General features: G+C 60.3%; 24 protein-coding genes. 17 read left to right on the top strand and 7 right to left on the bottom strand.

From position 1 onward, the window contains the following. Nucleotides 1-28 precede the first annotated feature (28 nt). The 5 genes from AC1Z24_RS29690 (at nucleotide 29) to AC1Z24_RS29670 (ending at nucleotide 5,459) form a co-directional block, all read left to right on the top strand. A complete protein-coding gene (locus AC1Z24_RS29690; protein ID WP_259104173.1) occupies nucleotides 29-1,123 on the top strand; it encodes a polyamine ABC transporter substrate-binding protein in 1,095 nt (364 codons plus the stop codon). 237 nt (nucleotides 1,124-1,360) lie between these two features. Further along, the gene (locus AC1Z24_RS29685) at nucleotides 1,361-2,461 is read left to right on the top strand and encodes a polyamine ABC transporter substrate-binding protein (RefSeq protein WP_483746741.1); all 1,101 of its coding nucleotides are present in this window, start codon (nucleotides 1,361-1,363) and stop codon (nucleotides 2,459-2,461) included. 57 nt (nucleotides 2,462-2,518) lie between these two features. After that, nucleotides 2,519-3,661, top strand: coding sequence for a polyamine ABC transporter ATP-binding protein (gene potA / locus AC1Z24_RS29680; protein WP_483743824.1), 1,143 nt, complete (start codon nucleotides 2,519-2,521; stop codon nucleotides 3,659-3,661). After that, nucleotides 3,658-4,578, top strand: a complete 921-nt coding sequence (locus tag AC1Z24_RS29675; protein ID WP_259104177.1) for an ABC transporter permease subunit — start codon at nucleotides 3,658-3,660, stop codon at nucleotides 4,576-4,578. Before potA ends, AC1Z24_RS29675 begins: the two co-directional genes overlap by 4 nt. After that, nucleotides 4,575-5,459 (top strand): ABC transporter permease subunit, encoded by an 885-nt coding sequence (locus AC1Z24_RS29670; protein ID WP_483743823.1) that lies wholly within the window; start codon nucleotides 4,575-4,577, stop codon nucleotides 5,457-5,459. Before AC1Z24_RS29675 ends, AC1Z24_RS29670 begins: the two co-directional genes overlap by 4 nt. Nucleotides 5,460-5,594: 135 nt before the next feature. On the opposite strand, the gene AC1Z24_RS29665 is transcribed toward AC1Z24_RS29670, so the two are convergent. Continuing rightward, nucleotides 5,595-7,982, bottom strand: coding sequence for a penicillin acylase family protein (locus AC1Z24_RS29665; protein ID WP_483743822.1), 2,388 nt, complete (start codon nucleotides 7,980-7,982; stop codon nucleotides 5,595-5,597). Between the two features lie 100 nt (nucleotides 7,983-8,082). Here AC1Z24_RS29665 and AC1Z24_RS29660 point away from each other — a divergent pair, with 100 nt between their 5' ends. Next, entirely contained in the window at nucleotides 8,083-9,024 is a 942-nt protein-coding gene (locus tag AC1Z24_RS29660) for a ParB/Srx family N-terminal domain-containing protein (RefSeq protein ID WP_483743821.1), read from the top strand. A 110-nt stretch (nucleotides 9,025-9,134) separates the two neighbouring features. Here the strand turns inward: AC1Z24_RS29660 and AC1Z24_RS29655 are convergent, their stop codons facing one another. After that, entirely contained in the window at nucleotides 9,135-9,707 is a 573-nt protein-coding gene (locus tag AC1Z24_RS29655; RefSeq protein WP_483743820.1) for a DUF6436 domain-containing protein, read from the bottom strand. 91 nt (nucleotides 9,708-9,798) lie between these two features. Here AC1Z24_RS29655 and bipL point away from each other — a divergent pair, with 91 nt between their 5' ends. Beyond that, nucleotides 9,799-10,740, top strand: a complete 942-nt coding sequence (bipL, locus tag AC1Z24_RS29650) for a phospholipase BipL (RefSeq protein WP_483743819.1) — start codon at nucleotides 9,799-9,801, stop codon at nucleotides 10,738-10,740. 105 nt (nucleotides 10,741-10,845) lie between these two features. Here bipL and AC1Z24_RS29645 read toward each other — a convergent pair whose 3' ends face one another. Then, on the bottom strand, nucleotides 10,846-11,583 hold the full coding sequence (locus AC1Z24_RS29645; RefSeq protein ID WP_483743818.1) for a DUF2059 domain-containing protein: 738 nt from the start codon (nucleotides 11,581-11,583) through the stop codon (nucleotides 10,846-10,848). A 143-nt stretch (nucleotides 11,584-11,726) separates the two neighbouring features. Here AC1Z24_RS29645 and AC1Z24_RS29640 point away from each other — a divergent pair, with 143 nt between their 5' ends. Then, entirely contained in the window at nucleotides 11,727-12,359 is a 633-nt protein-coding gene (locus AC1Z24_RS29640) for a 2OG-Fe(II) oxygenase (RefSeq protein ID WP_483746740.1), read from the top strand. A 228-nt stretch (nucleotides 12,360-12,587) separates the two neighbouring features. Then, on the top strand, nucleotides 12,588-13,025 hold the full coding sequence (locus tag AC1Z24_RS29635; protein WP_483743817.1) for a DUF4399 domain-containing protein: 438 nt from the start codon (nucleotides 12,588-12,590) through the stop codon (nucleotides 13,023-13,025). A 162-nt stretch (nucleotides 13,026-13,187) separates the two neighbouring features. Here the strand turns inward: AC1Z24_RS29635 and serA are convergent, their stop codons facing one another. Continuing rightward, the gene (serA, locus tag AC1Z24_RS29630) at nucleotides 13,188-14,417 is read right to left on the bottom strand and encodes a phosphoglycerate dehydrogenase (RefSeq protein ID WP_483743816.1); all 1,230 of its coding nucleotides are present in this window, start codon (nucleotides 14,415-14,417) and stop codon (nucleotides 13,188-13,190) included. 157 nt (nucleotides 14,418-14,574) lie between these two features. Here serA and AC1Z24_RS29625 point away from each other — a divergent pair, with 157 nt between their 5' ends. Both AC1Z24_RS29625 and AC1Z24_RS29620 read left to right on the top strand, forming a co-directional pair. After that, entirely contained in the window at nucleotides 14,575-15,969 is a 1,395-nt protein-coding gene (locus tag AC1Z24_RS29625; RefSeq protein WP_483746739.1) for an FAD-binding oxidoreductase, read from the top strand. Nucleotides 15,970-15,986: 17 nt separating this feature from the next. Continuing rightward, complete coding sequence (locus AC1Z24_RS29620; protein ID WP_483743815.1) at nucleotides 15,987-16,652, top strand: fumarylacetoacetate hydrolase family protein; 666 nt, start codon at nucleotides 15,987-15,989, stop codon at nucleotides 16,650-16,652. A gap of 140 nt (nucleotides 16,653-16,792) precedes the next feature. Here the strand turns inward: AC1Z24_RS29620 and rpiA are convergent, their stop codons facing one another. After that, nucleotides 16,793-17,464 carry a ribose-5-phosphate isomerase RpiA gene (rpiA, locus tag AC1Z24_RS29615; RefSeq protein ID WP_483743814.1) on the bottom strand — a complete coding sequence of 224 codons (672 nt, stop codon included), beginning with the start codon at nucleotides 17,462-17,464 and terminating at the stop codon, nucleotides 16,793-16,795. A gap of 150 nt (nucleotides 17,465-17,614) precedes the next feature. On the opposite strand from rpiA, the gene ilvA reads away from it, so the two are divergent. The 4 genes from ilvA to AC1Z24_RS29595 all read left to right on the top strand — a co-directional run bounded on the left by ilvA (nucleotide 17,615) and on the right by AC1Z24_RS29595 (nucleotide 21,682). Beyond that, nucleotides 17,615-19,129: a threonine ammonia-lyase, biosynthetic gene (gene ilvA / locus AC1Z24_RS29610; protein ID WP_483743813.1), complete on the top strand. Its 1,515-nt coding sequence runs from the start codon at nucleotides 17,615-17,617 to the stop codon at nucleotides 19,127-19,129. Between the two features lie 376 nt (nucleotides 19,130-19,505). Next, a complete protein-coding gene (locus AC1Z24_RS29605) occupies nucleotides 19,506-19,934 on the top strand; it encodes a DUF2269 family protein (protein WP_483743812.1) in 429 nt (142 codons plus the stop codon). Between the two features lie 27 nt (nucleotides 19,935-19,961). After that, a complete protein-coding gene (locus AC1Z24_RS29600) occupies nucleotides 19,962-21,218 on the top strand; it encodes an SDR family oxidoreductase (RefSeq protein ID WP_483743811.1) in 1,257 nt (418 codons plus the stop codon). After that, nucleotides 21,215-21,682: a DUF2269 family protein gene (locus AC1Z24_RS29595; RefSeq protein ID WP_483743810.1), complete on the top strand. Its 468-nt coding sequence runs from the start codon at nucleotides 21,215-21,217 to the stop codon at nucleotides 21,680-21,682. The genes AC1Z24_RS29600 and AC1Z24_RS29595 overlap by 4 nt, the downstream gene beginning before the upstream one ends. Here the strand turns inward: AC1Z24_RS29595 and AC1Z24_RS29590 are convergent, their stop codons facing one another. Further along, the gene (locus AC1Z24_RS29590; protein ID WP_483743809.1) at nucleotides 21,683-22,339 is read right to left on the bottom strand and encodes a histidinol-phosphatase; all 657 of its coding nucleotides are present in this window, start codon (nucleotides 22,337-22,339) and stop codon (nucleotides 21,683-21,685) included. It lies immediately after the preceding gene. A gap of 143 nt (nucleotides 22,340-22,482) precedes the next feature. Here AC1Z24_RS29590 and AC1Z24_RS29585 point away from each other — a divergent pair, with 143 nt between their 5' ends. Next, nucleotides 22,483-22,962 carry an RNA pyrophosphohydrolase gene (locus tag AC1Z24_RS29585; RefSeq protein ID WP_259104200.1) on the top strand — a complete coding sequence of 160 codons (480 nt, stop codon included), beginning with the start codon at nucleotides 22,483-22,485 and terminating at the stop codon, nucleotides 22,960-22,962. Between the two features lie 21 nt (nucleotides 22,963-22,983). After that, a complete protein-coding gene (gene ptsP / locus AC1Z24_RS29580) occupies nucleotides 22,984-25,263 on the top strand; it encodes a phosphoenolpyruvate--protein phosphotransferase (protein WP_483743808.1) in 2,280 nt (759 codons plus the stop codon). Between the two features lie 93 nt (nucleotides 25,264-25,356). On the opposite strand, the gene AC1Z24_RS29575 is transcribed toward ptsP, so the two are convergent. Next, nucleotides 25,357-26,103 (bottom strand): NRDE family protein, encoded by a 747-nt coding sequence (locus AC1Z24_RS29575; protein WP_483743807.1) that lies wholly within the window; start codon nucleotides 26,101-26,103, stop codon nucleotides 25,357-25,359. Nucleotides 26,104-26,204 lie beyond the last annotated feature (101 nt).

Raw genomic sequence — 26,204 nt, 5'->3', positions numbered from 1 at the left:
AGTCATAAAAAATACTGGAGCTGTACGCATGAAAACATTTGGCAAGACCCTCCTCGCGCTGTCCCTGATGGGCGCAGTGGCCGCCGCTCACGCGGACGACAAGGTACTTCACGTTTACAACTGGTCCGACTACATCGCACCGGACACCATCGAGAAGTTTGAGAAAGAGTCGGGTATCAAGGTCGTCTACGACGTGTACGACAGTAACGAAACCCTGGAAGCCAAATTGCTGGCCGGCAAATCCGGTTATGACGTGGTCGTGCCGTCGAACAACTTCCTGGCCAAGCAAATCAAGGCCGGCGTGTATCAGGAGCTGGACAAGTCCAAGCTGTCGAACTACGGCAACCTGAACAAAACCCTGCTCAAGGCCGTGTCCATCAGCGACCCGGACAACAAGCATGCTTTCCCGTACATGTGGGGCTCGATCGGCATCGGTTTCAACCCGGCCAAAGTCAAGGAAGCGCTGGGTGCCGATGCACCGACCAACTCCTGGGACCTGCTGTTCAAACCTGAAAACGCCGCCAAGTTGAAGAAGTGCGGTATCAGCTTCCTCGATTCGCCAACCGAAATGCTGCCGGTTGCCCTGCATTACCTGGGCCTGCCGACCGACTCGCAGAAGAAGGAAGACATCGACAAGGCTCAGGCTCTGTTCATGAAAGTCCGTCCTTCGATCGCTTACTTTCACTCCTCCAAGTACATCTCGGACCTGGCCAACGGCAACATCTGCGTAGCCGTCGGTTATTCGGGTGACATCCACCAGGCTCAGTCCCGTGCTAAAGAAGCCGGTGGCAAGGTTGAGGTCAGCTACAACATTCCGAAGGAAGGTGCAGGCAGCTTCTACGACATGTTGGCTATCCCGAAAGACGCGGAAAACGTCGAAGGCGCTTACAAGTTCCTGAACTTCATCCTCAAGCCTGAAGTGATGGCGGACATCACCAACTCCGTAGGCTTCCCGAACGGTAACGAGAAGGCCACACCATTGGTGAACAAGGAAATCACTGAAGATCCGGGTGTCTATCCACCGGCTGATGTTGTCGCCAAGTTGTACGCCATTGCTGACTTGCCTGCGGCCACCCAGCGCATCATGACGCGCAGCTGGACCACCATTAAATCGGGTAAATAAACCGGGTTGATGACCCCTGTAGGACCGGCTTCAGCCGGGAGGGCGTCGATACAGTCGATAGATGTCTATTGTTTGTGCCGACATCCTCCCGGCTAAAGCCGGTCCTACAACGCATGCAGGGAATTCAACCCACTGTCACATAAGGTTTTTTTGCGATCCGCAGCTATCAAAGGTAAGTTGCGCGCCGGTCCGACACGGGCACCAGACCCCAAACTGAAAAGGATTGTTCACGTGTCTATTTCTTCGCTTCGCCCTTTCTTTCGCAACACCCTGCTCGCGGGGCTCGGCCTGGCCGTGGCCGTCAGCGTGCAAGCTGCACCTACGGTGCATATTTATAACTGGTCCGATTACATCGGCCTGACCACCCTGGCGGACTTCGAATCCACCACCGGGATCAAGCCGATCTATGACGTGTTCGACTCCAATGAAACCCTTGAGGGCAAGTTGTTGGCCGGGCACACCGGCTACGACGTGGTCGTGCCGTCCAACCATTTCCTCGGCAAGCAGATCAAGGCCGGGGCTTTCCAGAAACTCGACAAGTCGCAGCTGCCCAACTATTCAAACCTCGACCCGGCCCTGCTCAAGCGCCTGGAAAAGAACGATCCGGGCAATCAGTACGCCGTGCCTTACCTGTGGGGCACCAATGGCATCGGCTATAACGTCGACAAGGTCAAGCAAGTGCTGGGCGTCGACAAGATCGATTCCTGGGCCGTGCTGTTCGAGCCGGAAAACATCAAGAAACTGCAAAAGTGCGGCGTCGCGTTTCTTGATTCCGCCGACGAGATGCTCCCGGCGGTGCTCAACTACATGGGCCTGAGCCCGAACAGCACCAATGAAGCCGACTATAAAAAGGCTGAAGAGAAACTGTTGAAAGTGCGGCCTTACGTGACTTACTTCAGTTCGTCCAAATACATCACGGACCTGGCCAACGGTGATATCTGCGTGGCCGCCGGTTTCTCCGGTGATGTATTCCAGGCCAAGAAGCGTGCGTCCGAAGCGGGCAAGGACGTCAATATTGCCTACGTGATTCCCAAGGAAGGCGGCAACCTGTGGTTCGACATGCTGGCGATCCCCAGCGATGCCGCCAACATCAAGGAAGCCCACGCCTTTATCAACTTCCTGCTCAAACCGGACGTGATCGCCAAGGTCAGTGACGAAATCGGCTACGCCAACCCGAACCCGAAATCGGGCGACGACATGGACCAGGCGATTCGTACCGACCCGGCGGTGTATCCGCCGCAGCAAGTGCTCGACAAGTTGTTCGTCAATTCCGAGTTGCCCCCCAAGGTGCAACGCCTGATGACCCGTAGCTGGACCAAGGTCAAGTCGGGCAAATAATTATCCAGCGCCCGGCTTGTGCGGTCGGGCTGCAAAAACCAGTTGGGAGTTTCACCCATGGCAGTTGCCTCAGGCGCCTATAAGAAATCCCTCGATGGCGGTCAGCAACCCAAGCAGGTGCTGGTCAAGATCGACCGGGTCACGAAGAAGTTCGATGAGACGATTGCCGTGGACGATGTGTCCCTGCAAATCAACAAAGGCGAGATCTTTGCCCTGCTCGGCGGTTCGGGCTCGGGCAAGTCGACTTTGCTGCGCATGCTCGCCGGGTTCGAGCGGCCGACCGAAGGCCGGATTTTCCTCGATGGCGTGGACATCACCGATATGCCGCCCTATGAGCGGCCGATCAACATGATGTTCCAGTCCTATGCGCTGTTCCCGCACATGACCGTGGCCGATAACATCGCCTTCGGCCTCAAGCAGGACCGTTTGCCCAAGGCCGAGATCGACGCCCGGGTCATGGAAATGCTCAAGCTGGTGCAGATGACCCAGTACGCCAAGCGCAAGCCGCACCAATTGTCCGGTGGCCAGCGCCAGCGCGTGGCCCTGGCGCGCTCCCTGGCGAAGAAACCCAAGCTGCTGTTGCTCGATGAACCCATGGGCGCACTCGACAAGAAGCTGCGTTCGCAGATGCAGCTGGAACTGGTGGAGATCATCGAGCGCGTCGGCGTGACCTGCGTGATGGTGACCCACGACCAGGAAGAGGCCATGACCATGGCCGAACGCATCGCCATCATGCATCTGGGCTGGATTGCCCAGATCGGCAGTCCGATCGATATCTACGAAACCCCGACCAGCCGCCTGGTCTGTGAATTCATCGGTAACGTCAACCTGTTCGAAGGCGAAGTGATCGAGGACATGGAAGGCCATGCGCTGATTCGCAGCCCTGAACTGGAACACAATATCTACGTCGGCCACGGCGTCACGACGTCGGTGGAAGACAAGCGCATCACCTACGCCCTGCGTCCGGAAAAACTGCTGGTCACCACCGAACAGCCGACCTTCGAGCACAACTGGTCCCGGGGCAAGGTCCACGACATTGCCTATCTGGGCGGCCACTCGGTGTTCTACGTCGAGCTGCCGTGCGGCAAGCTGGTGCAGTCGTTCGTCGCCAACACCGAGCGTCAGGGCGCGCGGCCGACCTGGGGCGATGAAGTCTACGTCTGGTGGGAAGACGACAGCGGCGTGGTCCTGCGCTCATGAAAGTGCGCAAGCTCAAGCGAGCGCTCGACCGTATAACCCCCGGTGGCCGGCAACTGGTGATCGGCGCGCCGTTTCTCTGGCTGTTCCTGTTCTTCGCCTTGCCGTTCCTGATCGTCATCAAGATCAGCTTCGCCGAAGCCGACGTGGCGATCCCGCCCTACACGGAGATCTTCACCTACGCCGAGCAGAAACTGCAGTTGGTGTTCAATTTCGCCAACTACGCCCTGCTCACCGGCGACGACCTGTATATCTCGGCGTACTTCGGTTCGTTGAAGATGGCGTTCTTCAGTACGCTGCTGTGCCTGTTGATCGGTTATCCCATGGCCTATGGCATCTCCATGGCGCGCAAGGAAACCCAGACCGTGCTGTTGCTGCTGATCATGATGCCGACCTGGACGGCGATCCTGATCCGCGTCTACGCCTGGATGGGCATCCTCAGCAATAACGGCCTGCTCAACAGCTTCCTGATGTGGCTGGGGCTGATCAACGAGCCGTTGCAGATCCTCAACACCAACCTGGCGGTGTACATCGGGGTTGTTTACTCGTACCTGCCGTTCATGATCCTGCCGCTGTTCGCCAACCTCGCCAAGCATGACCAGAGCCTGCTGGAAGCAGCGTCGGATCTGGGTTCGAGCACCTTCAACAGCTTCTGGAAAATCACCGTGCCGCTGTCCAAGAACGGCATCATCGCCGGCTGCATGCTGGTATTTATCCCGGTGGTGGGCGAGTTCGTCATTCCTGAGCTGCTTGGCGGCCCGGAAACCCTGATGATCGGCCGCGTGCTCTGGCAAGAGTTCTTCAATAACCGTGACTGGCCGGTGGCGTCTGCCCTGGCGGTGGTCATGCTGCTGATCCTGATCGTGCCGATCATCCTGTTCAACCGCAGTCAGGCCAAAGAGCTGGAGGGCAAGGCATGAGCCGCTTTCGATTCTCGAACATCATGCTGGTGCTGGGCCTGGTGTTTATCTATGCGCCCATGGTCATCCTGGTGATCTACTCGTTCAACGCCTCGAAACTGGTGACGGTGTGGGGCGGCTGGTCGATCAAATGGTATGTGGGCCTGCTGGATAACACCCAGTTGATGGGCTCGGTGATGCGCTCCCTGGAAATCGCCTGCTACACGGCGGTGGCTGCCGTTGCCTTGGGTACCATGGCGGCCTTCGTGCTGACGCGGATCACCCGATTCAGTGGTCGCACGTTCTTCGGTGGCCTGGTCACCGCGCCGCTGGTGATGCCGGAAGTGATTACCGGTCTGTCGCTGTTGCTGCTGTTCGTGGCCATGGCGCAGCTGATCGGCTGGCCCCAGGAGCGTGGCATCGTCACCATCTGGATCGCCCATACCACCTTCTGCTCGGCGTACGTCGCGGTGGTGGTGTCGGCGCGCCTGCGTGAGCTGGACATGTCCATCGAAGAAGCAGCCATGGACCTGGGCGCACGGCCGTGGAAAGTGTTCTTCCTGATCACCATCCCGATGATCGCGCCATCCCTGGCGGCGGGGGCGATGATGTCGTTTGCCCTGTCCCTGGATGACCTGGTGCTGGCCAGCTTCGTCTCCGGGCCTGGCTCGACGACTTTGCCGATGGAAGTGTTCTCGGCGGTGCGCCTGGGCGTGAAGCCGGAGATCAACGCCGTGGCCAGCCTGATTCTGCTGGCGGTGTCGTTCGCGACTTTCCTGGTCTGGTTCTTCAGCCGCCGCGCCGAGGAGCGTCGTCGCAAGGCGATTCAGCTGGCGATCGAAGAGAGTGCGGCCGATTCCTGGAAACAACCGGATAGCCGCAGGGCGCCTGCGCCGTTATAAGTTGAGTGAGTGGCATTCTGTGGGACCGGCTTTAGCCGGGAAGGTGGCTGGTCCGCTCATGCAAATGTAGCGGATGTACTGATCCTTTCCCGGCTAAAGCCGGTCCCACATGTGTGTTTTATGTCAGGCATCGGATCAATTGACTGGTAACAACCGCAACACTCCCTCGTTATGCGCCGCCACATCTGCCTCACTGAAATGCTGTTCGACATAGCCGCCATGGATATAAGTGGCGGCCTGGTCGGCGTAGTGTTTGTCGAACACCACGCCGCTTTGCCCGACCGGGTTGATGCCCAGGCTGTGGGCCGGGTCGGCGAAGTCGATCAGGCGCCGGGTCGAGGGGCCGTAGCTCACTGACCAGGGCGCCGGGCCGATGCGGGCGGACTGGTTATTGGGCACTTCATGGGTCCCTGGCGCGGCAAACGGCCCGACGTTGAACAGACTGTCCAGCGGCTTCTGCACGCCCAGCGGGTGGGCGTGGGTCAGGGTATGGGCCTTGCCCCAGCGCCACTCTTGCGGGTTATTGCCATAGAGCGAACGCAGGTGCTCGACAGCCGAGTGCCAGGCCATCTTGACGATATCGTTGCGGTTTTCCGGTGCAGGCGAATGGCGGTTGTTCCACCAGGGTGAATTGGCGTCGGCCACCACTTGCGGCAAGGCGTCGTCGATTACCCGAGTGGACAGCAGGGTGTCGAAGAAGGCGTCGCCCAGATCATCGTGGAAGATTTTTTCGGTCAGCTCATAGAGAAATTGATTGAACAGCGTGGCCCCCACTGAGTCGATCGGATAATCCCCCGGCCAGGCCGCCAGTTGCTCGACCAGGGCTTTCTCGTCGGCATCCCGGGCGACCTGACGCAGAATCGGCAGCAACGGCTTGAGGATGCGTGCTGCATAGTCGGTCCTGGTGCCCAGTTGCAGTTGTTGGCTGGCAGGAATGTCCCAGCGCACATGGTCATCGCTGAGCTGGCGGTTTAACTGACGACCACGGTCTGCCGGGTTGTAGTAGCCGGGGATTGGCTTGCCGCTTGGCGACACCGGCTGGGTATTGGCCGACAGCACATAGCCCCGCGCCGGGTTCTCTTCATGAGGGTTGTCGCTGAACGGGTAGAAACCGTTCTTGTCAGCCTGTGCTGTACTGCCATCGAGGATATAGCCAGGGTCTACGCCCTCCGGACGCACGGGCAGTTTCGCCGCCGCCCACCACCCGATATCGCCCTGGGCATTGGCCCAGACGATATTCAGGCCGGGGGCCTGGATCTTCTCGGCGGCGCTGCGCATCTTGTCCAGGGTGTCGGCGCGGTTGGCCTCGTAGAAGCCCTGCAGGATCGGGTTGTCGGTTTCCAGGAACGCCCACCACATGGCGATGGGCGCCGTGCCTGCGGTGCTGCCGACCACATCATTGACTATTGGCCCGTGGGGCGACTGGCGCAGGGTCAGGGTGACCGGTGCGGCGCCCTTGACCGCGATCTGCTGCTGGCTGCTGGTCATATCGACCCAGGCGCCGTGATACCAGACCTGATCGGGATTGTCGGGGTTGGTCTTCTCGGCAATCAGGTCCAGATCGTCGTTCTGGAACATGGTCAGGCTCCAGCCGAAATCCAGGTTATGGCCGAGCAGGGCGAAGGGGTTGAGCGCCTGGAAGTGCCCGTACAGCTCAAAGTCGGGCGCGGACAGTTGCGCTTCGTACCAGACGGCCGGGGTCGAGAAGCGAATATGCGGGTCCCCGGCCAGCAAGGGCTTGCCACTGCGGGTGCGGCTACCGGAAATGGCCCAGGCGTTGCTGCCTTCGAACTGCGGCAGCCCGGCCTGCTCCAGTGCCTGATTGCTCAGGCGGGCGAGGTCGTTGAGGCTTTTCCAGTCGGTCGCTGACAATGCAGGGGCCGCGGCCAGTGAACCCTGAGGCTGCCAAGGCATGTCGAACGCTTTCAGGTAGTCCGCGCCGAGCTGGTCGCGAACGTAGGTCAGCAGCGGCTCGGTACGAAATGCCGCCGCGAAGCTGTAGGCCAGGTAGCCGCCGATGCTCAGGGTGTCTTCGGCGGTGAACGGCCGTTTGGGGATGCCCAGCAGGTCGAACTCCACGGGCCTGGCGTGAGTGTCCTGAAACTGGTTGATGCCATCCAGATAGGCTTGCAGGGCCAGCCAGGTCGGGCTTTGCTTGTCCAGTCGGGCGACGTAGGCGTCGGCATGCTCGCGGATGCGCAGGCTGCGGAACAGTTTGTCGGTGTCCACCACCTTTGGTCCCAGCACTTCAGCCAGTTCGCCCCGGGCCAGGCGGCGCAGCATTTCCATCTGGAACAGCCGGTCCTGGGCGTGGACATAACCCAGGGCGCGATACAGGTCGGCCTGATTCTCGGCACGGATATGCGGCACGCCGCGCTCGTCATAGCGCACGGTGACCGGCGCCTGCAGATGCGCTAACGTCATTTGCCCGTCACGTTGCGGCTGTTTGCTGTGCACGTACCAGCCACCTGCGGCGAGCGCGATGACAACAAGGGCGGCGAGGGTGAGCAGACTGCGTTTCATCCAGCGTCTCTGTCAGTGATTCGAGCAAGCTGTGCAGGCTACACCACCCGCGTGTGCATTTCGATTAAGCTCCACGCACTTCAATCCAAGAGTCTTCACGATGCGAATTACTTCCTGGTCGCTGGCGTTGTTACTCAGCCTGGGCACCACTCAGGCTTTTGCTCTGGCTAAAACCGAAGTGGGCAGTGTGGTCGAGGTCAGCCTCGAGCAGTTGCATCCCACTCAAACCGTGGTCGGTTATGACCAGATCTATTTCAACCTCGGCCGCTTCGCCAAGCACCGCGGCAAGCTGTTCAACGAGTATTGCCAGAGTAACGGCCAAGGCGATGCCCACTACGTGCCCAAGAACGCTGATCTGCTGCACCCTGGCAGTTTTGAGTGTGAAGCAAAGGTCGGCACCCATCCCAAGGAAATGAAAACCGTGGTGATCGGGCCGGGCGGGCAGATGTACCTGACCGACGGCCATCACACTTTCACCACGTTCTGGGAGCAGCCGGGAGCGGGCGCGCAGCTGAAAATGTGGGTCAGGGTCACTGCGGACTACAGCGACAGCCCGGACATGGCGACTTTCTGGCAGCGCATGCAGAAGGCCCATAAAGTCTGGCTAAAGGACGGCAACGGTCAGGTCATCAAGCCCGAGCAACTGCCCGAGCATCTGGGCCTGAAGAACCTGCAGAACGACCCGTTCCGCAGCCTGGTCTACTTCGTCCGGGGTGCGGCTTATGGGCGGCCGAGCACCAAGGGTGCGCCGCCGGAGTTTCTGGAGTTCTACTGGGGCGACTGGTTGCGGCCGCAGGTCAATCTGTCCCGCTACGACTTGGGCAAACGCGCTGACTACCATCGCGCGCTGACCAAAGTCGGCAAGCTCATGACCAGCCTGCGCGCCAGCGCCAAGGTCGGCAAAAGCGGCCTGACCGTGCTGCAACTGGGCGGGCAGGGGCTGCTGGATACCGAAGTGCTCGACGAAACCGTCGCGACCAAACTGCCGGTGATGCTGGAGTACAAGGCGCATTTGCGGGCTGAGGCGGTAGCGAACCCCTGACTTGAAATGATTTGGGTGGGACCGGCTTTAGCCGGGAAAGGGCCGCTGGATCCGCTGTATTGGCATGATCATATCGGGCGCCTTCCCGGCTAAAGCCGGTCCCACCGTGATTACTGTGTGGCCTCTGTCCAGTGGCAATAACACCCCACCGCCATGCTATGGGTCGCATCAACCGCCCGACCCGCGCTCAACGCCTGCAGGATCGGCTCGATAAAGCTGTTGCCCGAGTTGCAGGTCAGCCCTTCGCTGTACGGTCCGAAATAGGCGAGCTTGCCGTCGCGGTTCCAGATCGCCACGGCGGGGCTGGCGCTGATGTGTTCGGCGCCGGGCAGGCTGTCGAGGATCTGCATGCGCTTCAGGTTCTGCGGCAACTGTCCGTGACTGCCGGTTTTCTGCAGGGCATAGAAGTCCACGCTGTCGCCGTAGCGTTCGAGCAGCTCGCCCAAGTGCTGCTGGTTGGCGACGTTGCACGGGCAGGCCGGGTCCCAGAAATGCACCAGACGAATTCGCCCCGGCCCGGCCAATGCCGCAGGCAGGCTCAGGCCGTCACCGGCAAACAATGCCGTTTGCTCGCTGAAGACGCGCAGGTAACGGCCCTGAAACCAGTCATAGGCCAGCCACAGGGCACCGGCAAAAATCGCGGCCAGCAGGCTTAGCGCTATAGTTCGTCGGGTTATGTTCATGTCAGACGCTTCTGATTATTGGGACTTGGCTTGCCATGCCCGGTGAGACAGCTGAATATCGCCACACGGCCCGCCTCAACCTGGAAATCCCATGCCTACGACATTCGCCCCCGAAACCCTGCGCCCGCGCCTGCAAGCGTTGGCCACTCGGCAACTGATACCTGCCGAAGGGCTGTCGTACCAGCGTTTCTATGGTTTGTCCTTTGCCAACAGCGGGTTGCTCAGTCGCAGTTGGCTCGGGCGTTTCGAGGCGGCGGGCTATGACATCGTCGGGCAGGTCTGGTTGCCGGAGCAACCCAAGGCAACGTTGTTCCTGATGCATGGTTTCTACGATCACATGGGGCTTTATCGGCATGTGGTCGAATGGGCCGTGACCCAGGGGTTTGCGGTGATTTCCTGCGATCTGCCGGGGCATGGCCTGTCCAGTGGCAGTCGCGCCAGCATCAACGACTTCGCCGAGTATCAGTTGGTGCTGCAAGGTCTGTTCACCGAGGCCGAGGCGCTGCAACTGCCCAAACCGTGGCATCTGTGTGGGCAAAGCACGGGCGGTGCCATTGTCATTGATCATCTGCTCAACCATGGCAACGACAGTCCGGCCCAGGGCCAGGCTATCCTGTTGGCCCCGCTGGTCCGGCCACGCGCCTGGGGTTGGTCAAAGCTCAGCTACTACCTGCTCAAGCCCTTCGTCAAGGATATCGCCCGGCGCTTCAGCGACAACTCCAATGCCCCGGCCTTCCTGCCATTCCTGCTTGCCGACCCGCTGCAACCGCAACGCCTGCCCACGGCCTGGGTCGGCGCCCTGGCACGCTGGATCAGCCGCATCGAAAGCGCACCGCGCAGTACCCGCAGCCCGATGATTATCCAGGGTGAAGCGGACATGACCGTTGACTGGAGTCATAACCTGGCGGTGCTTAACGAGAAATTCACTCAGCCGCAGATTCTCATGCTGCATACCGCACGGCATCACCTGGCCAACGAACTGCCGGAATTGCGTGAGCGTTACTTCGAGTTTGTGCAGCAGCGGATGAGCTAAAGACGCCTGTGGGACCGGCTTTAGCCGGGAAGGCAATAAATCAGACGATAGATATGTGTCGCCCTTGTCTATGCTTTCCCGGCTAAAGCCGGTCCCACCCTTAATCTACTGATTCTGCCCCACCGCCAATCCCGCCCGAATCGCCGCCAGCGCCGCTTGATAGTAGGCCTTGCCGTCAGGTGATTCAGCGAAGTTGGAGAATTCTTCCAGCTCCGGGTCGGACAGATCGCGGTAGACGTACAGCAGGGTGTTGTTGAGGTCGGCGCCGATCTGCGCCATCAGGCGTTCGCGCTGGCCTTCGAGCATGCCCTGGGCCTGGCCGCCGCCGAGCAGGCCGGGGATCATCTGGCTGAGGCTGTCGGCAGCGACACCGGCAATCGCCAGGCTCACTTCGGCACCGGCCTCACGGGCAGGCAGGGCCTGGGCCAGGTGGCCGATCAGCAGTTGCCGGGTCGAGCCCGCTTCGATATGGGGCAGGCCCTGGGCGTTCTTGGCCAACTGATCGGCGCGGGTTGCGGTCAGTTCGGCATTGACGATCTTGCGCCCCAGTGGCGACTGAAAGAATTGCAGGGCCGGTTTCGGGTCGCGCAGGCTTTCACGCAGGCGCTGTTCGGCGCGCTGGTCCATGGTCTGTGGGGCGAAACGCTGGTTGCTGTTATTGACCAGGGCGTCGAACACGGCGGGCGGCAGGCTGTTGCGGTAGCGCAGTTGGGCCGCCTTGAGCGCATCGTTGAAGTGTGCGCGCTGTTCTGGCCAGCCGGCGGCCTTGTACAACTGGTCGTGGCTGTCTGCCCACGCGGGCATGGTGCAGAACATCAACAGCAAAACAAACAAACGGCGCATGAAGGACTCCTGTCGGCAGGCCGCTATTCTCCGGGTGGTAGCGGGGGCTTGTCGAGTTATGACTGTCCTGAATCAATGAAAACTCAAGGTTTACATCCAGGGTCGAACAACGGCTCTGTCGGATTTCGGGGCACATGGATACTATGCGCGACATGCAAATCTCCCCTGATCATCCGCTGCTGCTACGAATCGTTGACGACATAGCCGCACGCGGCTGGTCGCAGCAGAATATTTTCCTGCCCGAGCGTCTGACCCGCGAACTGGCCGCTGAGTGCCGCAAACGTGCGGCTGAAGGCGAGCTGACGCCTGCCGGAGTCGGTCGTGGCTCTGGGCAGGAGGTGCGCGAAGGGATTCGTGGCGATCATATCCAGTGGCTCGAGCCGGGCCAGGCCGAACCCTGCGATGCCTACCTGAACCTGATGGACAGCCTGCGTCAGGCGCTCAATCGCGGCCTGTTTCTGGGGCTGGAAGAGTTCGAAAGCCATTTCGCCCTGTATCCGCCGGGCGCCTTCTATCTCAAGCACGTGGACCGCTTCCGTGACGACGATGCGCGCACGGTGTCGGCGGTGCTCTACCTCAATGATGCCTGGCTGCCCGAGCATGGCGGGCAGTTGCGCATGTACCTCGAGGGTGAAACGAGCTATGACGTGCAGCCTACGGGTGGTTGCCTGGTGGTGTTTCTCTCCGGGGACATGCCCCACGAGGTATTGCCTGCGACGCGTGAGCGGCTGTCGTTGACCGGCTGGTTTCGGCGGCGGGGCAGTGAGTTGTTTTGAATGTGTTGGTGATGTCCTGTGGGACCGGCTTCAGCCGGGAAGGCCTATTCCCGGCTGAAGCCGGTCCCACAGTATTGATTGCGTTTCATAAATGAAATCTTCTACACAAAGGTCCCTCATCCGGAAAAAGTGATATTGCATAAGCCTGACCTACGCTTAGGAAGGCCTTGAACCCAAGCGTCCAGTCCACAGTCAGACGTGCATGTCATAACAATCACTGGAGAGACCATGAAGACCTTACTTGCCAAAACCACTATCGCTGGCCTGCTGCTGGGCGCGTCCTTGCTGGCCCAGGCCGCCGACATCCCGCGCACGCCTTCGCCAGCCGGTGCCGAGGTCTACATTATTTCCCCGAAAGACGGCGCCACCGTGCAGGGTACGTTCAAGGTGCAATTCGGCCTCAAGGGCATGGGCGTCGCGCCCGCCGGTGTTGATGTGCCGGACACCGCGCACCACCACCTGATGGTCGACCTCAAGGAACAGCCTGACCTGAATGCCCCGCTGCCCAACAACGACACCATCCGCCACTTCGGCAAGGGTCAGACCGAGACCGAAATCACCCTCAGCCCGGGCAAGCACACCCTGCAACTGATCATGGGTGACAAGAGCCATATCCCGCTCAATCCTTCGGTTGAGTCGAAGAAGATCACGGTTAACGTCAAGTAAGCGTGTGGGCTGAATGACGGATCTGTAGGAGCTGCCGAAGGCTGCGAATGGTTTACAGCGTTTCGCAGCCTTCGGCAGCTCCTGCAGGATCCCATTCCAAGTCAGATGCGCACCCACAAAAAAGGAGACCCGAAGGTCTCCTTTTTATTTGCAGCAGGGCAATCAGAACAGAACGCGGCTACGGATCGTGCCTTTGATGTGCTGCAGTTTTTCCTGAGCGAGGTCCGAGTACTCGGCATCGACGTCGATGACCACGTAGCCGACTTTCTCGTTGGTCTGCAGGAACTGACCGGAAATGTTGATGCCGTTTTCGGCGAAGACCTTGTTGATCTCCATCAGCACGCCCGGAATGTTCTCGTGGATGTGCAGCAGACGGTGCTTGCCAGGGTGAGCTGGCAGGGCCACTTCAGGGAAGTTGACCGAGGATACCGAGGTACCGTTGTCGCTGTACTTGACCAGTTTCTCGGCGACTTCCAGACCGATGTTGGCTTGCGCCTCGGCAGTGGAACCACCGATGTGCGGGGTCAGGATCACGTTGTCCAGGCCGCGCAGCGGGCTTTCGAAGATGTCGTCGTTGGAGCGCGGTTCGACCGGGAACACGTCGATAGCGGCGCCGATCAGGTGCTTGTCCTTGATTGCGTCAGCCAGGGCGTTCAGTTCCACGACTGTACCGCGGGCGGCGTTGATCAGGATGGCGCCCTTTTTCATCGCGCGGATTTCTTTTTCGCCGATCATCCACTGGGTGGACGGCAGCTCAGGCACATGCAGGGAAACGATATCGGCCAGGCCCAGTAGCTCGGTCAGACTGGCGACCTGGGTCGCGTTGCCCAGTGGCAGCTTGGTCAGCGGATCGAAGAAGAACACTTGCATGCCCAGGCTTTCGGCCAGGACCGACAGTTGGGTGCCGATCGAGCCGTAGCCGATGATGCCCAGTTTCTTGCCGCGGATCTCGAAGGAGTTCGCCGCGCTCTTGATCCAGCCGCCACGGTGGCAGGAGGCGTTTTTCTCAGGGATGCCGCGCAGCAGCAGGATCGCCTCGGCCAGCACCAGTTCGGCAACCGAACGGGTGTTGGAGTAAGGGGCGTTGAATACGGCGATACCGCGTTCGCGCGCTGCGTTCAGGTCAACCTGATTGGTGCCGATGCAGAAGCAGCCGACCGCGACCAGTTTCTTCGCGGAGTCGAACAGCTCTTCGGTCAATTGGGTGCGGGAGCGGATGCCGATGAAATGAGCGTCGGCGATCTTTTCCTTCAGCTCGGCTTCCGGCAGAGACTTGGTGTGGTACTCAATGCTGGTGTAACCGGCGGCCTTGAGGACGTCAACGGCGGATTGGTGGACGCCTTCGAGAAGAAGGAACTTGATCTTGCTCTTGTCGAGGGAAGTCTTGCTCATCTGCGTAAACCTGTGTCCCGAAGAAAATTGGCAGGGGTCCGGAGTGGCGCTGGCTCGACTCACGGGGGGCGTATGCTAGCATAAGCCCCCCGCGAAACCCCATTCCTGAACGTGAGCAGTTCTCAGGACGACCATGAATTATTCGAGAGCGCCGTCGATGATCCAGCCTGCCCTGTTAGATGAGCTGAAGACCCTGGTTGAGCCTGGCAAGGTTCTGACCGATGCCGACTCCCTGGTCTTCTATGGCAAGGATTACACCAAGCATTTCGCGCCTGCGCCGGTCGCCATTGTCTTTCCGAAAACCACCGAGCAGGTCCAGGCCATCGTCCTGTGGGCCAACAAGCACAGGGTTGCCCTGGTGCCGTCCGGTGGCCGGACCGGTCTTTCCGCAGCTGCCGTGGCGGCGAATGGCGAGGTGGTGGTTTCGTTCGACTATATGAATCAGATTCTCGATCTCAACCTCACGGATCGCACCGCTATCTGCCAGCCGGGCGTGGTGACCAAGCAGCTGCAGAACCTCGCTGAGGAAAACGGGCTGTATTACCCGGTGGACTTCGCGTCCTCGGGTTCGAGCCAGATTGGCGGCAATATCGGTACCAATGCCGGCGGGATCAAGGTTATTCGCTACGGCATGACCCGCAACTGGGTCGCCGGTCTGAAAGTGGTCACCGGCAAGGGCGATATCCTCGAGCTGAACAAAGACCTGATCAAGAACGCCACCGGCTACGACATGCGTCAGCTGTTCATCGGCGCCGAAGGCACCCTGGGTTTCGTCGTCGAGGCGACCATGCGCCTGGATCGTGCGCCGAAGAACCTGACCGCCATGGTTCTGGGTGTCGCCGATTTCGACTCCATCATGCCAGTGCTGCATGCCTTCCATGGCAAACTGGACCTGACCGCGTTCGAGTTCTTCTCCGATAAATGCCTGGCCAAGGTCATGGCTCGCGGCGACGTGCCTGCACCGTTCGCCACCGACTGCCCGTTCTACGCCCTGCTGGAGTTCGAGGCGACCACTGAAGAAGTGGCCAACGAAGCGCTGGCGACTTTCGAGCACTGTGTGGAAGAAGGTTGGGTACTGGATGGCGTGATGAGCCAAAGCGAGCAGCAGTTGCACAACCTGTGGAAGCTGCGCGAGTTCATCTCGGAAACCATTTCCCACTTTACTCCGTACAAGAACGATATTTCGGTCACTGTATCGAAAGTCCCGGCGTTTCTCGCCGAAGTGGACGCCATCGTCGGCAAACACTATCCGGACTTCGAAGTGGTCTGGTTCGGCCACATCGGCGACGGCAACCTGCACCTGAACATCCTCAAGCCAGAAAACATGGACAAGGATGAGTTCTTCGGCAAATGCGCCACGGTCAACAAGTGGGTGTTCGAGATCGTACAGAAGTACAACGGCTCGATTTCCGCCGAACATGGCGTCGGCATGACCAAGCGCGACTACCTTGAATACAGCCGTTCGCCGGTTGAAATCGAATACATGAAAGCGGTCAAGGCGGTATTCGATCCAAATGGCATCATGAACCCCGGCAAAATTTTCGCGGTTTGACCCAAAAGGACAGCGCCATGAGCTATCAGCACAAGTACGTCGACGGCACCACCATCCACTTTCCTTTGGGCAAAGTGGTGTGCATTGGCCGCAATTACGCCGAACACGCCAAGGAGCTGGACAATCCGGTGCCGACCGAGCCGATCCTGTTCATCAAGCCGGGCAGCTGCGTGGTGCCACTGGAAGGTGGCTTCAGCATTCCTGCTGACCGGGGTTCGGTGCATTACGAGGCGGAAATCGTCGTGCTGATCGGCAAGCCGCTGAGCAAGCACCCATCCGAAGAAGAAGTGCTCGATGCCATCAGCGGTTACGCACCGGGCCTGGACCTGACCCTGCGTGACCTGCAGTCGAAGCTGAAAGAAAAGGGCCTGCCGTGGGAGCGCTGCAAGTCCTTCGACGGCGCGGCGGTCATTGCTCCGTTCATTTCGGCGGATACCTACCCCGACCTGACCGACATCGCCATTCGCCTGACCATCAACGGCGAAGTGCGCCAGGACGGCAACAGCAGCCACATGCTCAACCCTATCGTGCCGATGATTCAGCACATGGCGGCGAACTTCTCGCTGCAGGCCGGTGACCTGATCATGACCGGTACGCCAGCGGGCGTTGGCCCGTTTGTATCAGGGGACGAGATCGTGCTGGAGCTGCCGGGGCATAGCCGGTTTGAGAGCCGGGTGCTCTGAGGCATCTGATCAACCACAACATAACTAACTGAATTGGAATGATTTGTGGGACCGGCTTTAGCCGGGAAGGCGCAGGTGCAGACGACCGAGATGTATTGGCAGCACCGCCCCTTTCCCGGCTAAAGCCGGTCCCACAGAGCTTATTTCTTAAGGGTCTTCACGCCTTCCGCCGTCCCCAGCAACAGCAAATCCGCCGGACGCGCCGCGAACAGGCCGTTGGTCACCACGCCAACAATGGCGTTGATCTGGCTTTCCAGCTCCACCGGATTGGTGATGTTCATGTTGAACACATCAAGGATGATATTACCGTTGTCGGTGATCACGCCTTCACGATAGACCGGGTCGCCGCCCAGTTTCACCAATTGGCGGGCAACGTGGCTGCGGGCCATGGGGATTACTTCGACCGGCAGCGGGAATGCACCCAGTACTGGCACCAGCTTGCTGCCATCGGCGATGCAGATGAAGGTTTTGGCCACAGCCGCGACGATCTTCTCGCGGGTCAGCGCTGCGCCGCCGCCCTTGATCAGGTTCAGGTTAGAGTCGCTTTCGTCGGCGCCATCGATGTAGAACTCCAGGTCGCTGACCGTATTGAGCTCATACACCGGGATGCCATGGCCTTTGAGGCGGGCGGCAGTAGCTTCGGAGCTGGCCACGGCGCCATCGAACGCACCCTTGTGCTTGGCCAGGGCGTCGATGAAACAGTTGGCGGTGGAGCCGGTACCGACGCCGACGACGCTCTTGTCATCCAGCTTGGGCAGAATGAAGTCCACGGCGGCCTGGGCCACGGCTTGTTTGAGTTGATCCTGATTCATGGGGGCTCCACGGGTGCCGGGGTAGGGCGTGCAAAAAGGGCGGGCATTATAACGACATGACAGGCGCAAAGCCTTGTCATTCGTATGGTCGTCCATCCGGACGCGGGTTAGACTCGCGACCTTGCCCTCTTCGCCAGTGATGCTTTCCAGATGCTCGAACACTACGTCAAGAAAATCCTCACCTCCCGCGTCTATGACGTCGCCGTGGAAACCCCACTGCAAGGCGCCCGCCAATTGTCCGAGCGCCTGGGCAATCAGGTGCTGCTCAAGCGCGAAGACCTGCAACCGGTGTTCTCCTTCAAGATTCGCGGCGCTTATAACAAGCTGGCGCAGTTGAGCCCTGAGGACCTCGCCCGTGGCGTGGTCACGGCATCGGCGGGTAACCACGCGCAAGGTCTGGCGTTGGCGGCCAAGACGTTGGGCGTGAAAGCCACCATCGTGATGCCCAAGACCACCCCTGAGATCAAGGTCGAAGGCGTGCGTTCCCGTGGCGGCATCGTGGTGTTGCATGGCGATTCGTTTCCTGAGGCGCTGGCCTACTCGCTGAAACTGGTCGAGGAACAGGGCTACGTCTATGTCCATCCGTACGACGACCCCGACACCATCGCTGGGCAAGGCACCGTGGCCATGGAAATTCTTCGTCAGCATCAGGGTCGCCTCGACGCGATCTTTGTGCCGGTCGGTGGCGGCGGCCTGATCGCGGGCATTGCGGCGTACGTGAAGTACTTGCGTCCGGAAATCAAAGTGATCGGCGTCGAGCCCGACGACTCCAACTGCCTGCAGCAAGCCATGGCCTATGGCGAGCGCGTGGTATTACAGCAAGTCGGGCTGTTCGCTGACGGCGTCGCGGTGGCGCAGATCGGCAAGCATACCTTTGATATCTGCCAGCACTATGTTGACGAAGTGATCACTGTCAGCACCGACGAGATCTGTGCAGCCATCAAGGATATCTACGACGATACCCGCTCGATCACCGAACCTGCCGGCGCTCTGGGCGTGGCCGGGATCAAGAAGTACACCGAGCAGTACGGTATCAGCGGCCAGACCCTGGTAGCCATCGACTCCGGCGCCAACGTCAACTTCGACCGCCTGCGCCACGTCGCCGAGCGCGCCGAGCTGGGTGAAGGCCGCGAAGCCATCATCGCCGTAACCATCCCCGAACAGCCGGGCAGCTTCAAAGCGTTCTGCGAGGCCATCGGCAAACGCCAGATCACCGAGTTCAACTACCGTTACCACACCGACCGCGAAGCCCACATTTTCGTTGGCGTGCAGACTCATCCAGACACCGACCCACGTAGTGCGCTGATATCAAGCCTGACCGGGCAAGGCTTCCCTGTGGTGGACCTGACCGATAACGAACTGGCCAAACTGCATATCCGCCATATGGTCGGCGGCCATGCCGAGCGTGTCAGTGATGAAGTGGTGCTGCGCTTTGAGTTCCCCGAGCGGCCGGGCGCCTTGTTCAACTTCCTGAATAAACTGGGCGGGCGCTGGACCATCTCGATGTTCCACTATCGCAACCATGGCGCGGCGGATGGCCGTGTGGTGGCAGGCCTGGTGGTGCCGGAAGATGAGCGCGACCTTATCCCGGCGGCATTGGCGGAGATTGGCTACCCGTACTGGGATGAGAGCGAGAATCCGGCGTATCGGTTGTTCCTGGGTTAATACGCGCAGCGGTATTTAGTGTGGGACCGGCTTTAGCCGGGAAGAGGCCGGTACAGCCAATACATATTTGTGATCTTCAATACACCTTCCCGGCTAAAGCCGGTCCCACAGGTCTGTGCGCTGCGGTGAAACCTTCTCAGGCAAGCCTCGCTCCAAAAGGCACCAGTTCCTGGGTTAATACGCGCAGCGGTATTTAGTGTGGGACCGGCTTTAGCCGGGAAGAGGCCGGTACAGCCAATACATATTTGTGATCTTCAATACGCCTTCCCGGCTAAAGCCGGTCCCACAGGTCTGTGCGCTGCGGTGAAACCTTCTCAGGCAAGCCTCGCTCCAACAGGCACTATGCTTAGCCCACGACCTAATGGAATACATCGAAATGGAACACTTCGCTGCGCTAAAAATCCTCCACGTCGTAGCGACCGCGCTTCTGCTGCTCAGCGCGCTGGTTTTGGCCGGTTGGCTGATCAAGGGTCGCCGGGCCGGTGACCTGACCATTCAGAACCGCCTCGTCCTGCGGCCCTGGCTATTCGTCTGGGTTCTGCAGGCACTGTGCCTGGTGATTCTGCCGGTCAGCGGCTGGTATCTGGTGCATGGCGCCGGTTGGTCGTTGGGGCAGACCTGGCTGCTGGCGGCCAGTGTGCTGTATATCTTGGGTGCCTTGAGCTGGACCTGGCTGGTGGTCAGGCTCAATCGCCTGCGCCGTCCGGTGAATGTCGGCAAGCCCAAATTTACCCTGGCGCTGGCGATATTCAGTGCCATCTGTTTTATCGCCATTGCCGGTCTGATGGGGGCCAAGCCCATCTGATTGCCCGACATTCTCGCAAGGAAAGCCATGAAGATAGTGCTGGTCGGCGCTACGGGGTTCGTCGGGCGCAATATCCTCGACGCCTTGAGTGCGGCAGGTCATCGGGTGATCGCCACCAGTCGCAGTCGTCAGGGGCGCTTGCTGCCTAATGTTGAATGGCAGGTGCTGGATCTGGATATCCTCGCCAGCGTGCCGGATCACTTCGCCATGCCTGCCGATGCCGACTTGCTGATCAATGCAGCCGGCCTGTTGAGCGTCGATGAGCAGGCGCTGCGACTGACTCAGGATCAAGGCACTCGGGCGTTGTTTGATCTGGCTGCGGCACAGGGGCTGCGAGTGCTGCATATCTCGGCTCTCGGCGCAGGAGGGCAGCCAGACGTGCCGTTTCTCGCCAGCAAAGCCGCTGCCGACGACTATCTGTTGCAACTGGGTATTGCTGCCGTGGTGCTGCGCCCCTCGTTGCTGCTGGGGGCGGGCGGAGCGAGCAGCACCTGGCTGGCGCGGCTGTCGCCATGGCCGCTGATCCCGCTGCTGGATCGCAGGGCCCAGCTGCAGCCCCTGCATATCGATGACCTCTCCGCCGCGGTACTGGCTCTGCTACGCCATTGGCCGGAGCAATCCATGGTCTTGCCACTGGTGGGCTCGCAGCCCATGACCCTGGCGCAGTTGATCGATCAACTGCGTGCCTCCCAGGGCTGGCCGGTCGGGCGCTATATAAAGGTACCTGCAAGGCTGGCCTCAATGGGCGCGCGGTTGGGCGAGCGCTTTGCCTGGCGGGCCTTGAATCGCCAGAGCCTGCTGATGGCGCAACGCGACAATCTGGCCGACCCCGAGGTAATGGCTTCGGTCTGCGGCTTTCGCTGTGCGCCCATCGAGGATCGTTTGACCGACTGGCCCATCGCCGCCCAGAGCGTACAGCTGGCTATACGCCCGCTTTTGCTGGCAGTCATGGTGTTTATCTGGCTGGGCACCGCGTTTGTCTGCCTGTGGCCCGGTTACGACTGGGGCCTGCGCATCATGCGGGAAACCGGAATCAAAGGCTCCCTGGCTGATCTTGCGGTCATCGGCGGCTCGATCTGCGATGCGGTGCTGGGAGTTGGCCTGCTGCTCGGGCGTTGGCGCCGCCGTGCCTTGCAGGCGCAACTCGGGCTGATAGCCGCCTACACGCTATTTATAACCGTGGTGCTGCCCCACTACTGGTTCGACCCTTATGCGGCCGTCGCCAAGAACCTGGTGTTGATGGTCGCAACTCTCTGGCTTTTATGGACTGAACCGCGTCGATGAGTGCTTATCTGCTGCTGAAAACCCTGCATATCCTGTCGTCCACCGTGCTGTTCGGCCTTGGCGCGGGCTCGGCGTATTACTCGCTGCGGGCCTGGCGTACCGGCAAGGTCGAGGTCATTGCGGTGACGTTCAAGCATCTGGTCTTCGCCGACTGGGCATTTACCACCACCACAGCCATTTTTCAGCCGTTGAGCGGCATCGGCCTGATTTATCTGGCTGGCTGGCCGCCCCAGCAGAGCTGGTTGATGTGGAGTGTCGGACTGTATGTGCTGGCGGGAGTCTGCTGGCTGCCGGTGGTCTGGTTGCAGATCCAGGTGCGCCGCATGGCTGATCAGGCCCTGGCGGCGGGAACACCGATGTCGATCAAGGCCGACCAGTACATGCGCTGGTGGTTTGCGCTGGGCTGGCCGGCCTTTCTGGCGTTTATTGCGATTTTCTATTTGATGGTCGCTAAGCCGACCTGATCAGTCGCGCAGGGAAATCACTGGCCAGCCGCGTTTTTGCGCTTCGGCGCGCAGTTTCGGGTCCGGATCGACGGCCACCGGGTTGGCGACCTGCTCCAACAGTGGCAGGTCGTTCATCGAGTCGCTGTAGAAATAACTGCCTTCGAGGTTAAAACCGTTTTCTTCCAGCCAGCGGTTGAGCCGCGTCACCTTGCCTTCACGGAAGCAAGGTATATCGGTGGTGCGTCCGCTGTAGCGGCCATCGACCAGTTCGCATTCAGTGGCCAGCAGGGTGTCGATGCCGAGTTTTTCGACGATCGGCGCGGTGACGAAGCGGTTGGTGGCGGTGATGACCACCAGTTTGTCGCCCGCCTCGCGGTGTTGGGCGATCAACGCCAGGGCTTTGGGCAGCATCAAGGGGTCGATGCAGTCGCGCATGAAATCGCGGTGCCATTCGTCGAGTTGGGCCATTTCCGTGCGGCCGAGGATTTCCAGGCTGAAATTCAGGTAATCGGTCAGGTTCAGGGTCCCGGCCAGGTAATCTTCATAAAAGGCGTCGTTGCGGGCTTTGTAGGCGTCACCGTCGAGGATGCCGCGCTGGCACAGGTAATCGCCCCAGGCGTGGTCGCTGTCGCCGCCCAAAAGGGTGTTGTCAAGGTCGAATAAGGCCAGGCGCATGAAGTTACTCACTGAAATAGCTGAAAAAAGAGCACAAGAATACGGGGTTTTCGCCAGAACGCACATAAGGCCTATAAGGCTCGTTGCTGGGGTCACGATCTTTGTGGAACAATGCGGCGACATGCGTTTGCGAGGTTGTTGCCGTGATCGACCCCGATGGTTTCCGTCCTAATGTCGGGATTATTCTGACAAACGATGCCGGGCAGGTCTTATGGGCTCGGCGGATCAACCAAGATGCCTGGCAGTTTCCGCAAGGTGGGATCAACCCACAGGAGACGCCGGAAGACGCGCTTTACCGTGAATTGAACGAAGAAGTCGGACTTGAACGGCAAGATGTTGAAATTCTTGCCTGCACTCGTGGCTGGTTGCGCTATCGTCTGCCGCAACGACTGGTCAGGACCCACAGCCAACCGCTGTGTATCGGCCAGAAGCAAAAATGGTTTCTCCTGCGCCTGATCTCCAGCGAGCAGCGGGTGCGGATGGATTTGACCGGTAAACCGGAGTTCGATGGCTGGCGTTGGGTCAGCTATTGGTATCCGTTGGGCCAGGTGGTGACATTCAAGCGCGAGGTGTATCGACGCGCACTCAAAGAGCTTGCCCCGCGCCTTTTAGCGCGCGACTGACACGGAGTTCGACCCCGAGCCATGCTCAATACGCTGCGCAAGATCGTCCAGGAAGTTAACTCCGCCAAGGATCTCAAGGCGGCGTTGGGGATTATTGTGTTACGCGTCAGAGAGGCCATGGGCAGCCAGGTCTGCTCGGTCTATTTGCTCGACCCCGAAAGCAATCGCTTCGTGCTGATGGCCACCGAGGGCCTGAACAAGCGCTCCATCGGCAAGGTCAGCATGGCGCCGAACGAGGGCCTGGTTGGCCTGGTTGGCACCCGCGAAGAACCGCTGAACCTGGAAAACGCCGCTGATCACCCGCGTTATCGCTACTTTGCCGAGACCGGCGAGGAGCGTTTCGCGTCCTTCCTCGGTGCGCCGATCATCCACCACCGTCGCGTGGTGGGGGTTCTGGTCATCCAGCAGAAAGAGCGTCGCCAGTTCGACGAGGGCGAAGAAGCCTTCCTGGTGACTATGAGCGCCCAGTTGGCCGGGGTTATCGCCCACGCCGAAGCCACCGGTTCGATCCGTGGCCTGGGGCGTCAGGGCAAGGGTATTCAGGAAGCCAAGTTCGTCGGTGTCGCCGGTTCGCCCGGTGCTGCTGTCGGGGTGGCCCTGGTCATGCTGCCGCCTGCTGACCTTGAGGTGGTGCCGGACAAGTTCGTTACCGATATCGATGCGGAGCTTGCGCTGTTCCAGAACGCCCTGGAAGGGGTGCGCAACGACATGCGTACCCTGTCGGCAAAGCTTGCCACGCAATTGCGTCCTGAAGAGCGCGCGTTATTCGACGTTTATCTGATGATGCTCGACGATGCCTCCCTGGGCAGCGAAGTGACCAATGTCATCAAGACCGGCCAGTGGGCCCAGGGTGCGCTGCGTTCGGTGGTCACCGAGCACGTCAACCGCTTCGAACTGATGGACGACGCCTACCTGCGCGAGCGAGCCTCCGACGTCAAGGACCTGGGCCGCCGCCTGCTGGCTTATCTGCAGGAAGCCCGGCAGCAGACACTGGTCTACCCCGATAACACCATTCTGGTCAGTGAAGAGCTGTCGCCGGCCATGCTCGGCGAAGTACCGGAAGGCAAGCTGGCCGGTCTGGTTTCGGTGCTGGGTTCCGGTAACTCCCACGTAGCGATTCTGGCTCGGGCCATGGGCATTCCAACGGTCATGGGTGCGGTGGACCTGCCGTATTCCAAGGTCGACGGCATCGAAATGATCGTCGATGGCTATCACGGGGAAGTCTTCACCAACCCCAGCGATGCCATGCGCAAGCAGTTCGCTAATGTGGTCGAGGAAGAGCGGCAACTGTCCCAGGGCCTCGACGCCCTGCGCGAACTGCCGTGCGTGACCCTCGACGGCCACCGCATGCCGCTCTGGGTCAACACCGGCTTGTTGGCGGATATCGCCCGGGCGCAACAGCGCGGCGCCGAGGGTGTCGGCCTGTATCGCACCGAAGTCCCGTTCATGATCAACCAGCGCTTTCCGAGCGAAAAGGAACAGTTGGCGATCTATCGCGAGCAACTGGCCGCCTTCCATCCACTGCCGGTGACCATGCGCAGCCTTGATATTGGCGGTGACAAGGCGCTGTCGTACTTCCCGATCAAGGAAGACAACCCGTTCCTCGGTTGGCGCGGTATCCGTGTGACCCTCGACCACCCGGAAATTTTCCTGGTGCAGACCCGGGCCATGCTCAAGGCCAGCGAAGGCCTGAACAACCTGCGCATCCTGCTGCCGATGATTTCCAGCACCCACGAAGTGGAAGAGGCCCTGCACCTGATCCACCGTGCCTGGGGTGAAGTGCGCGACGAAGGCACCGATGTGCCGATGCCGCCGGTCGGGGTGATGATCGAAGTGCCAGCAGCGGTCTATCAGACCCGTGATCTGGCGCGCCAGGTGGACTTCCTGTCGGTCGGATCCAACGACCTGACCCAATATTTACTGGCCGTGGACCGCAATAACCCACGGGTCGCCGACCTTTATGACTATCTGCACCCGGCCGTGCTGCAAGCCTTGCAGAACGTTGTGCGCGATGCTCACGCCGAAGGCAAACCGGTGAGTATCTGCGGCGAAATGGCCGGTGATCCGGCGGCGGCGGTGCTGCTGATGGCCATGGGCTTCGACAGCCTGTCGATGAACGCCACCAACCTGCCTAAGGTGAAGTGGATGCTGCGCCAGATCAACCTGAGCAAGGCCAAGGAACTGCTGGCCCAGTTGATGACCAACGACAACCCGCAGGTCATCAGCAGCTCGCTGCAACTGGCCCTGCGCAATCTGGGTCTGTCGCGGATGATCAACCCGGCTTCGGTCAAGGGGCACTGATCTGTCTGGATGGGTAACATTCTGTGGAACCGGCTTTAGCCGGGAAGATGCTTTCCCGGCTAAAGCCGGTCCCACAGTGTTCTCTGCCCGCCTTTAGATGTTCAGCTCTACCTCCCCCAATCGCCCGCCATACGGCCCGAAACTGTGCTCGATGATCCGTCGGCTGCCGTCGGCATTGACGATCACCACCGTACTGGCGCGAGTCCCGTAGTTGGGGCTGGCGATAAACACACTCGAAAGCAGGGTTTCCGTGGCCAGGCCGACGCCGGTGTCGGGCAGTTCGGCGATGGGCGCCTGTTGGTGGTCGCCGAGCATGGCCAGCAAGGCTTCGGGCTGCGGGTCATTGAGCTGTGAAACCAGAGCGCTGCGGGCTTTGAGCAGCTTGGGCCAGGGTGTATCGAGGCCGGCATTGGACAGCCCATAAACGCCTTCGCTGAGCTGCCGGGGCAGGGGATCGCTGGCATTGAGGTAATGCAGGGTGTCGGCAGTGCCCACCAGCAGATTGAAGCCGCCGTATTCACTGGCGCGCCCGGCCACTTCCAGGAGAAATTCCGCCACTGGCTGCCCGCCGGTAAGAAACTGCGCCACCAGGTCGCCCCGGGAGCGTCGCCCCAGAGGCTGGCCGGGGTTGCGAATATTGGTCAGCGCGGCAAAGCGTCCGTCACCGCCCAGGCCCAGCCAAGTGCCACCGGCTTCCAGATCGCGTCCGGCATACACCTGCGGGGCATCGATCCATTGCGCCAGAGGCTGGGTCGGGCGCGCATAGAACTCATCACGGTTGGCCGCGACGATCAGGGGCTGGGAATGGGACGGTCGCCAGGCAAAAACGATAAGGCACATGCAGGCTCCTCGATTTTCTACGTTTTTCCCCACTCTACGCACCCTGTTCACAGACATCCATCGCGCGCTGCTAGAGCAGAGGCCGCTGCTCCGGTAACATG

The sequence above is a fragment of the Pseudomonas sp. JL23 genome, assembly GCF_056933585.1.
Note: the sequence above shows the minus strand (reverse complement) of the source record. Positions and strands in the feature narration are given on the sequence as shown.

Bases quoted from the DNA above. Each gene is read 5' to 3' on its own strand.
- potA (WP_483743824.1), top strand. From the start codon at position 2,519: ATGGCAGTTGCCTCAGGCGCCTATAAGAAATCCCTCGATGGCGGTCAG.
- AC1Z24_RS29595 (WP_483743810.1), top strand. From the start codon at position 21,215: ATGAGTGCTTATCTGCTGCTGAAAACCCTGCATATCCTGTCGTCCACC.
- ilvA (WP_483743813.1), top strand. From the start codon at position 17,615: ATGCTCGAACACTACGTCAAGAAAATCCTCACCTCCCGCGTCTATGAC.
- serA (WP_483743816.1), bottom strand. From the start codon at position 14,417: ATGAGCAAGACTTCCCTCGACAAGAGCAAGATCAAGTTCCTTCTTCTC.
- AC1Z24_RS29670 (WP_483743823.1), top strand. From the start codon at position 4,575: ATGAGCCGCTTTCGATTCTCGAACATCATGCTGGTGCTGGGCCTGGTG.
- AC1Z24_RS29620 (WP_483743815.1), top strand. From the start codon at position 15,987: ATGAGCTATCAGCACAAGTACGTCGACGGCACCACCATCCACTTTCCT.
- AC1Z24_RS29655 (WP_483743820.1), bottom strand. From the start codon at position 9,707: ATGAACATAACCCGACGAACTATAGCGCTAAGCCTGCTGGCCGCGATT.
- AC1Z24_RS29665 (WP_483743822.1), bottom strand. From the start codon at position 7,982: ATGAAACGCAGTCTGCTCACCCTCGCCGCCCTTGTTGTCATCGCGCTC.
- ptsP (WP_483743808.1), top strand. From the start codon at position 22,984: ATGCTCAATACGCTGCGCAAGATCGTCCAGGAAGTTAACTCCGCCAAG.
- AC1Z24_RS29605 (WP_483743812.1), top strand. From the start codon at position 19,506: ATGGAACACTTCGCTGCGCTAAAAATCCTCCACGTCGTAGCGACCGCG.
- AC1Z24_RS29625 (WP_483746739.1), top strand. From the start codon at position 14,575: ATGATCCAGCCTGCCCTGTTAGATGAGCTGAAGACCCTGGTTGAGCCT.
- AC1Z24_RS29600 (WP_483743811.1), top strand. From the start codon at position 19,962: ATGAAGATAGTGCTGGTCGGCGCTACGGGGTTCGTCGGGCGCAATATC.
- AC1Z24_RS29645 (WP_483743818.1), bottom strand. From the start codon at position 11,583: ATGCGCCGTTTGTTTGTTTTGCTGTTGATGTTCTGCACCATGCCCGCG.
- AC1Z24_RS29590 (WP_483743809.1), bottom strand. From the start codon at position 22,339: ATGCGCCTGGCCTTATTCGACCTTGACAACACCCTTTTGGGCGGCGAC.
- AC1Z24_RS29660 (WP_483743821.1), top strand. From the start codon at position 8,083: ATGCGAATTACTTCCTGGTCGCTGGCGTTGTTACTCAGCCTGGGCACC.
- AC1Z24_RS29635 (WP_483743817.1), top strand. From the start codon at position 12,588: ATGAAGACCTTACTTGCCAAAACCACTATCGCTGGCCTGCTGCTGGGC.
- AC1Z24_RS29575 (WP_483743807.1), bottom strand. From the start codon at position 26,103: ATGTGCCTTATCGTTTTTGCCTGGCGACCGTCCCATTCCCAGCCCCTG.
- bipL (WP_483743819.1), top strand. From the start codon at position 9,799: ATGCCTACGACATTCGCCCCCGAAACCCTGCGCCCGCGCCTGCAAGCG.
- AC1Z24_RS29640 (WP_483746740.1), top strand. From the start codon at position 11,727: ATGCGCGACATGCAAATCTCCCCTGATCATCCGCTGCTGCTACGAATC.
- AC1Z24_RS29690 (WP_259104173.1), top strand. From the start codon at position 29: ATGAAAACATTTGGCAAGACCCTCCTCGCGCTGTCCCTGATGGGCGCA.
- rpiA (WP_483743814.1), bottom strand. From the start codon at position 17,464: ATGAATCAGGATCAACTCAAACAAGCCGTGGCCCAGGCCGCCGTGGAC.
- AC1Z24_RS29675 (WP_259104177.1), top strand. From the start codon at position 3,658: ATGAAAGTGCGCAAGCTCAAGCGAGCGCTCGACCGTATAACCCCCGGT.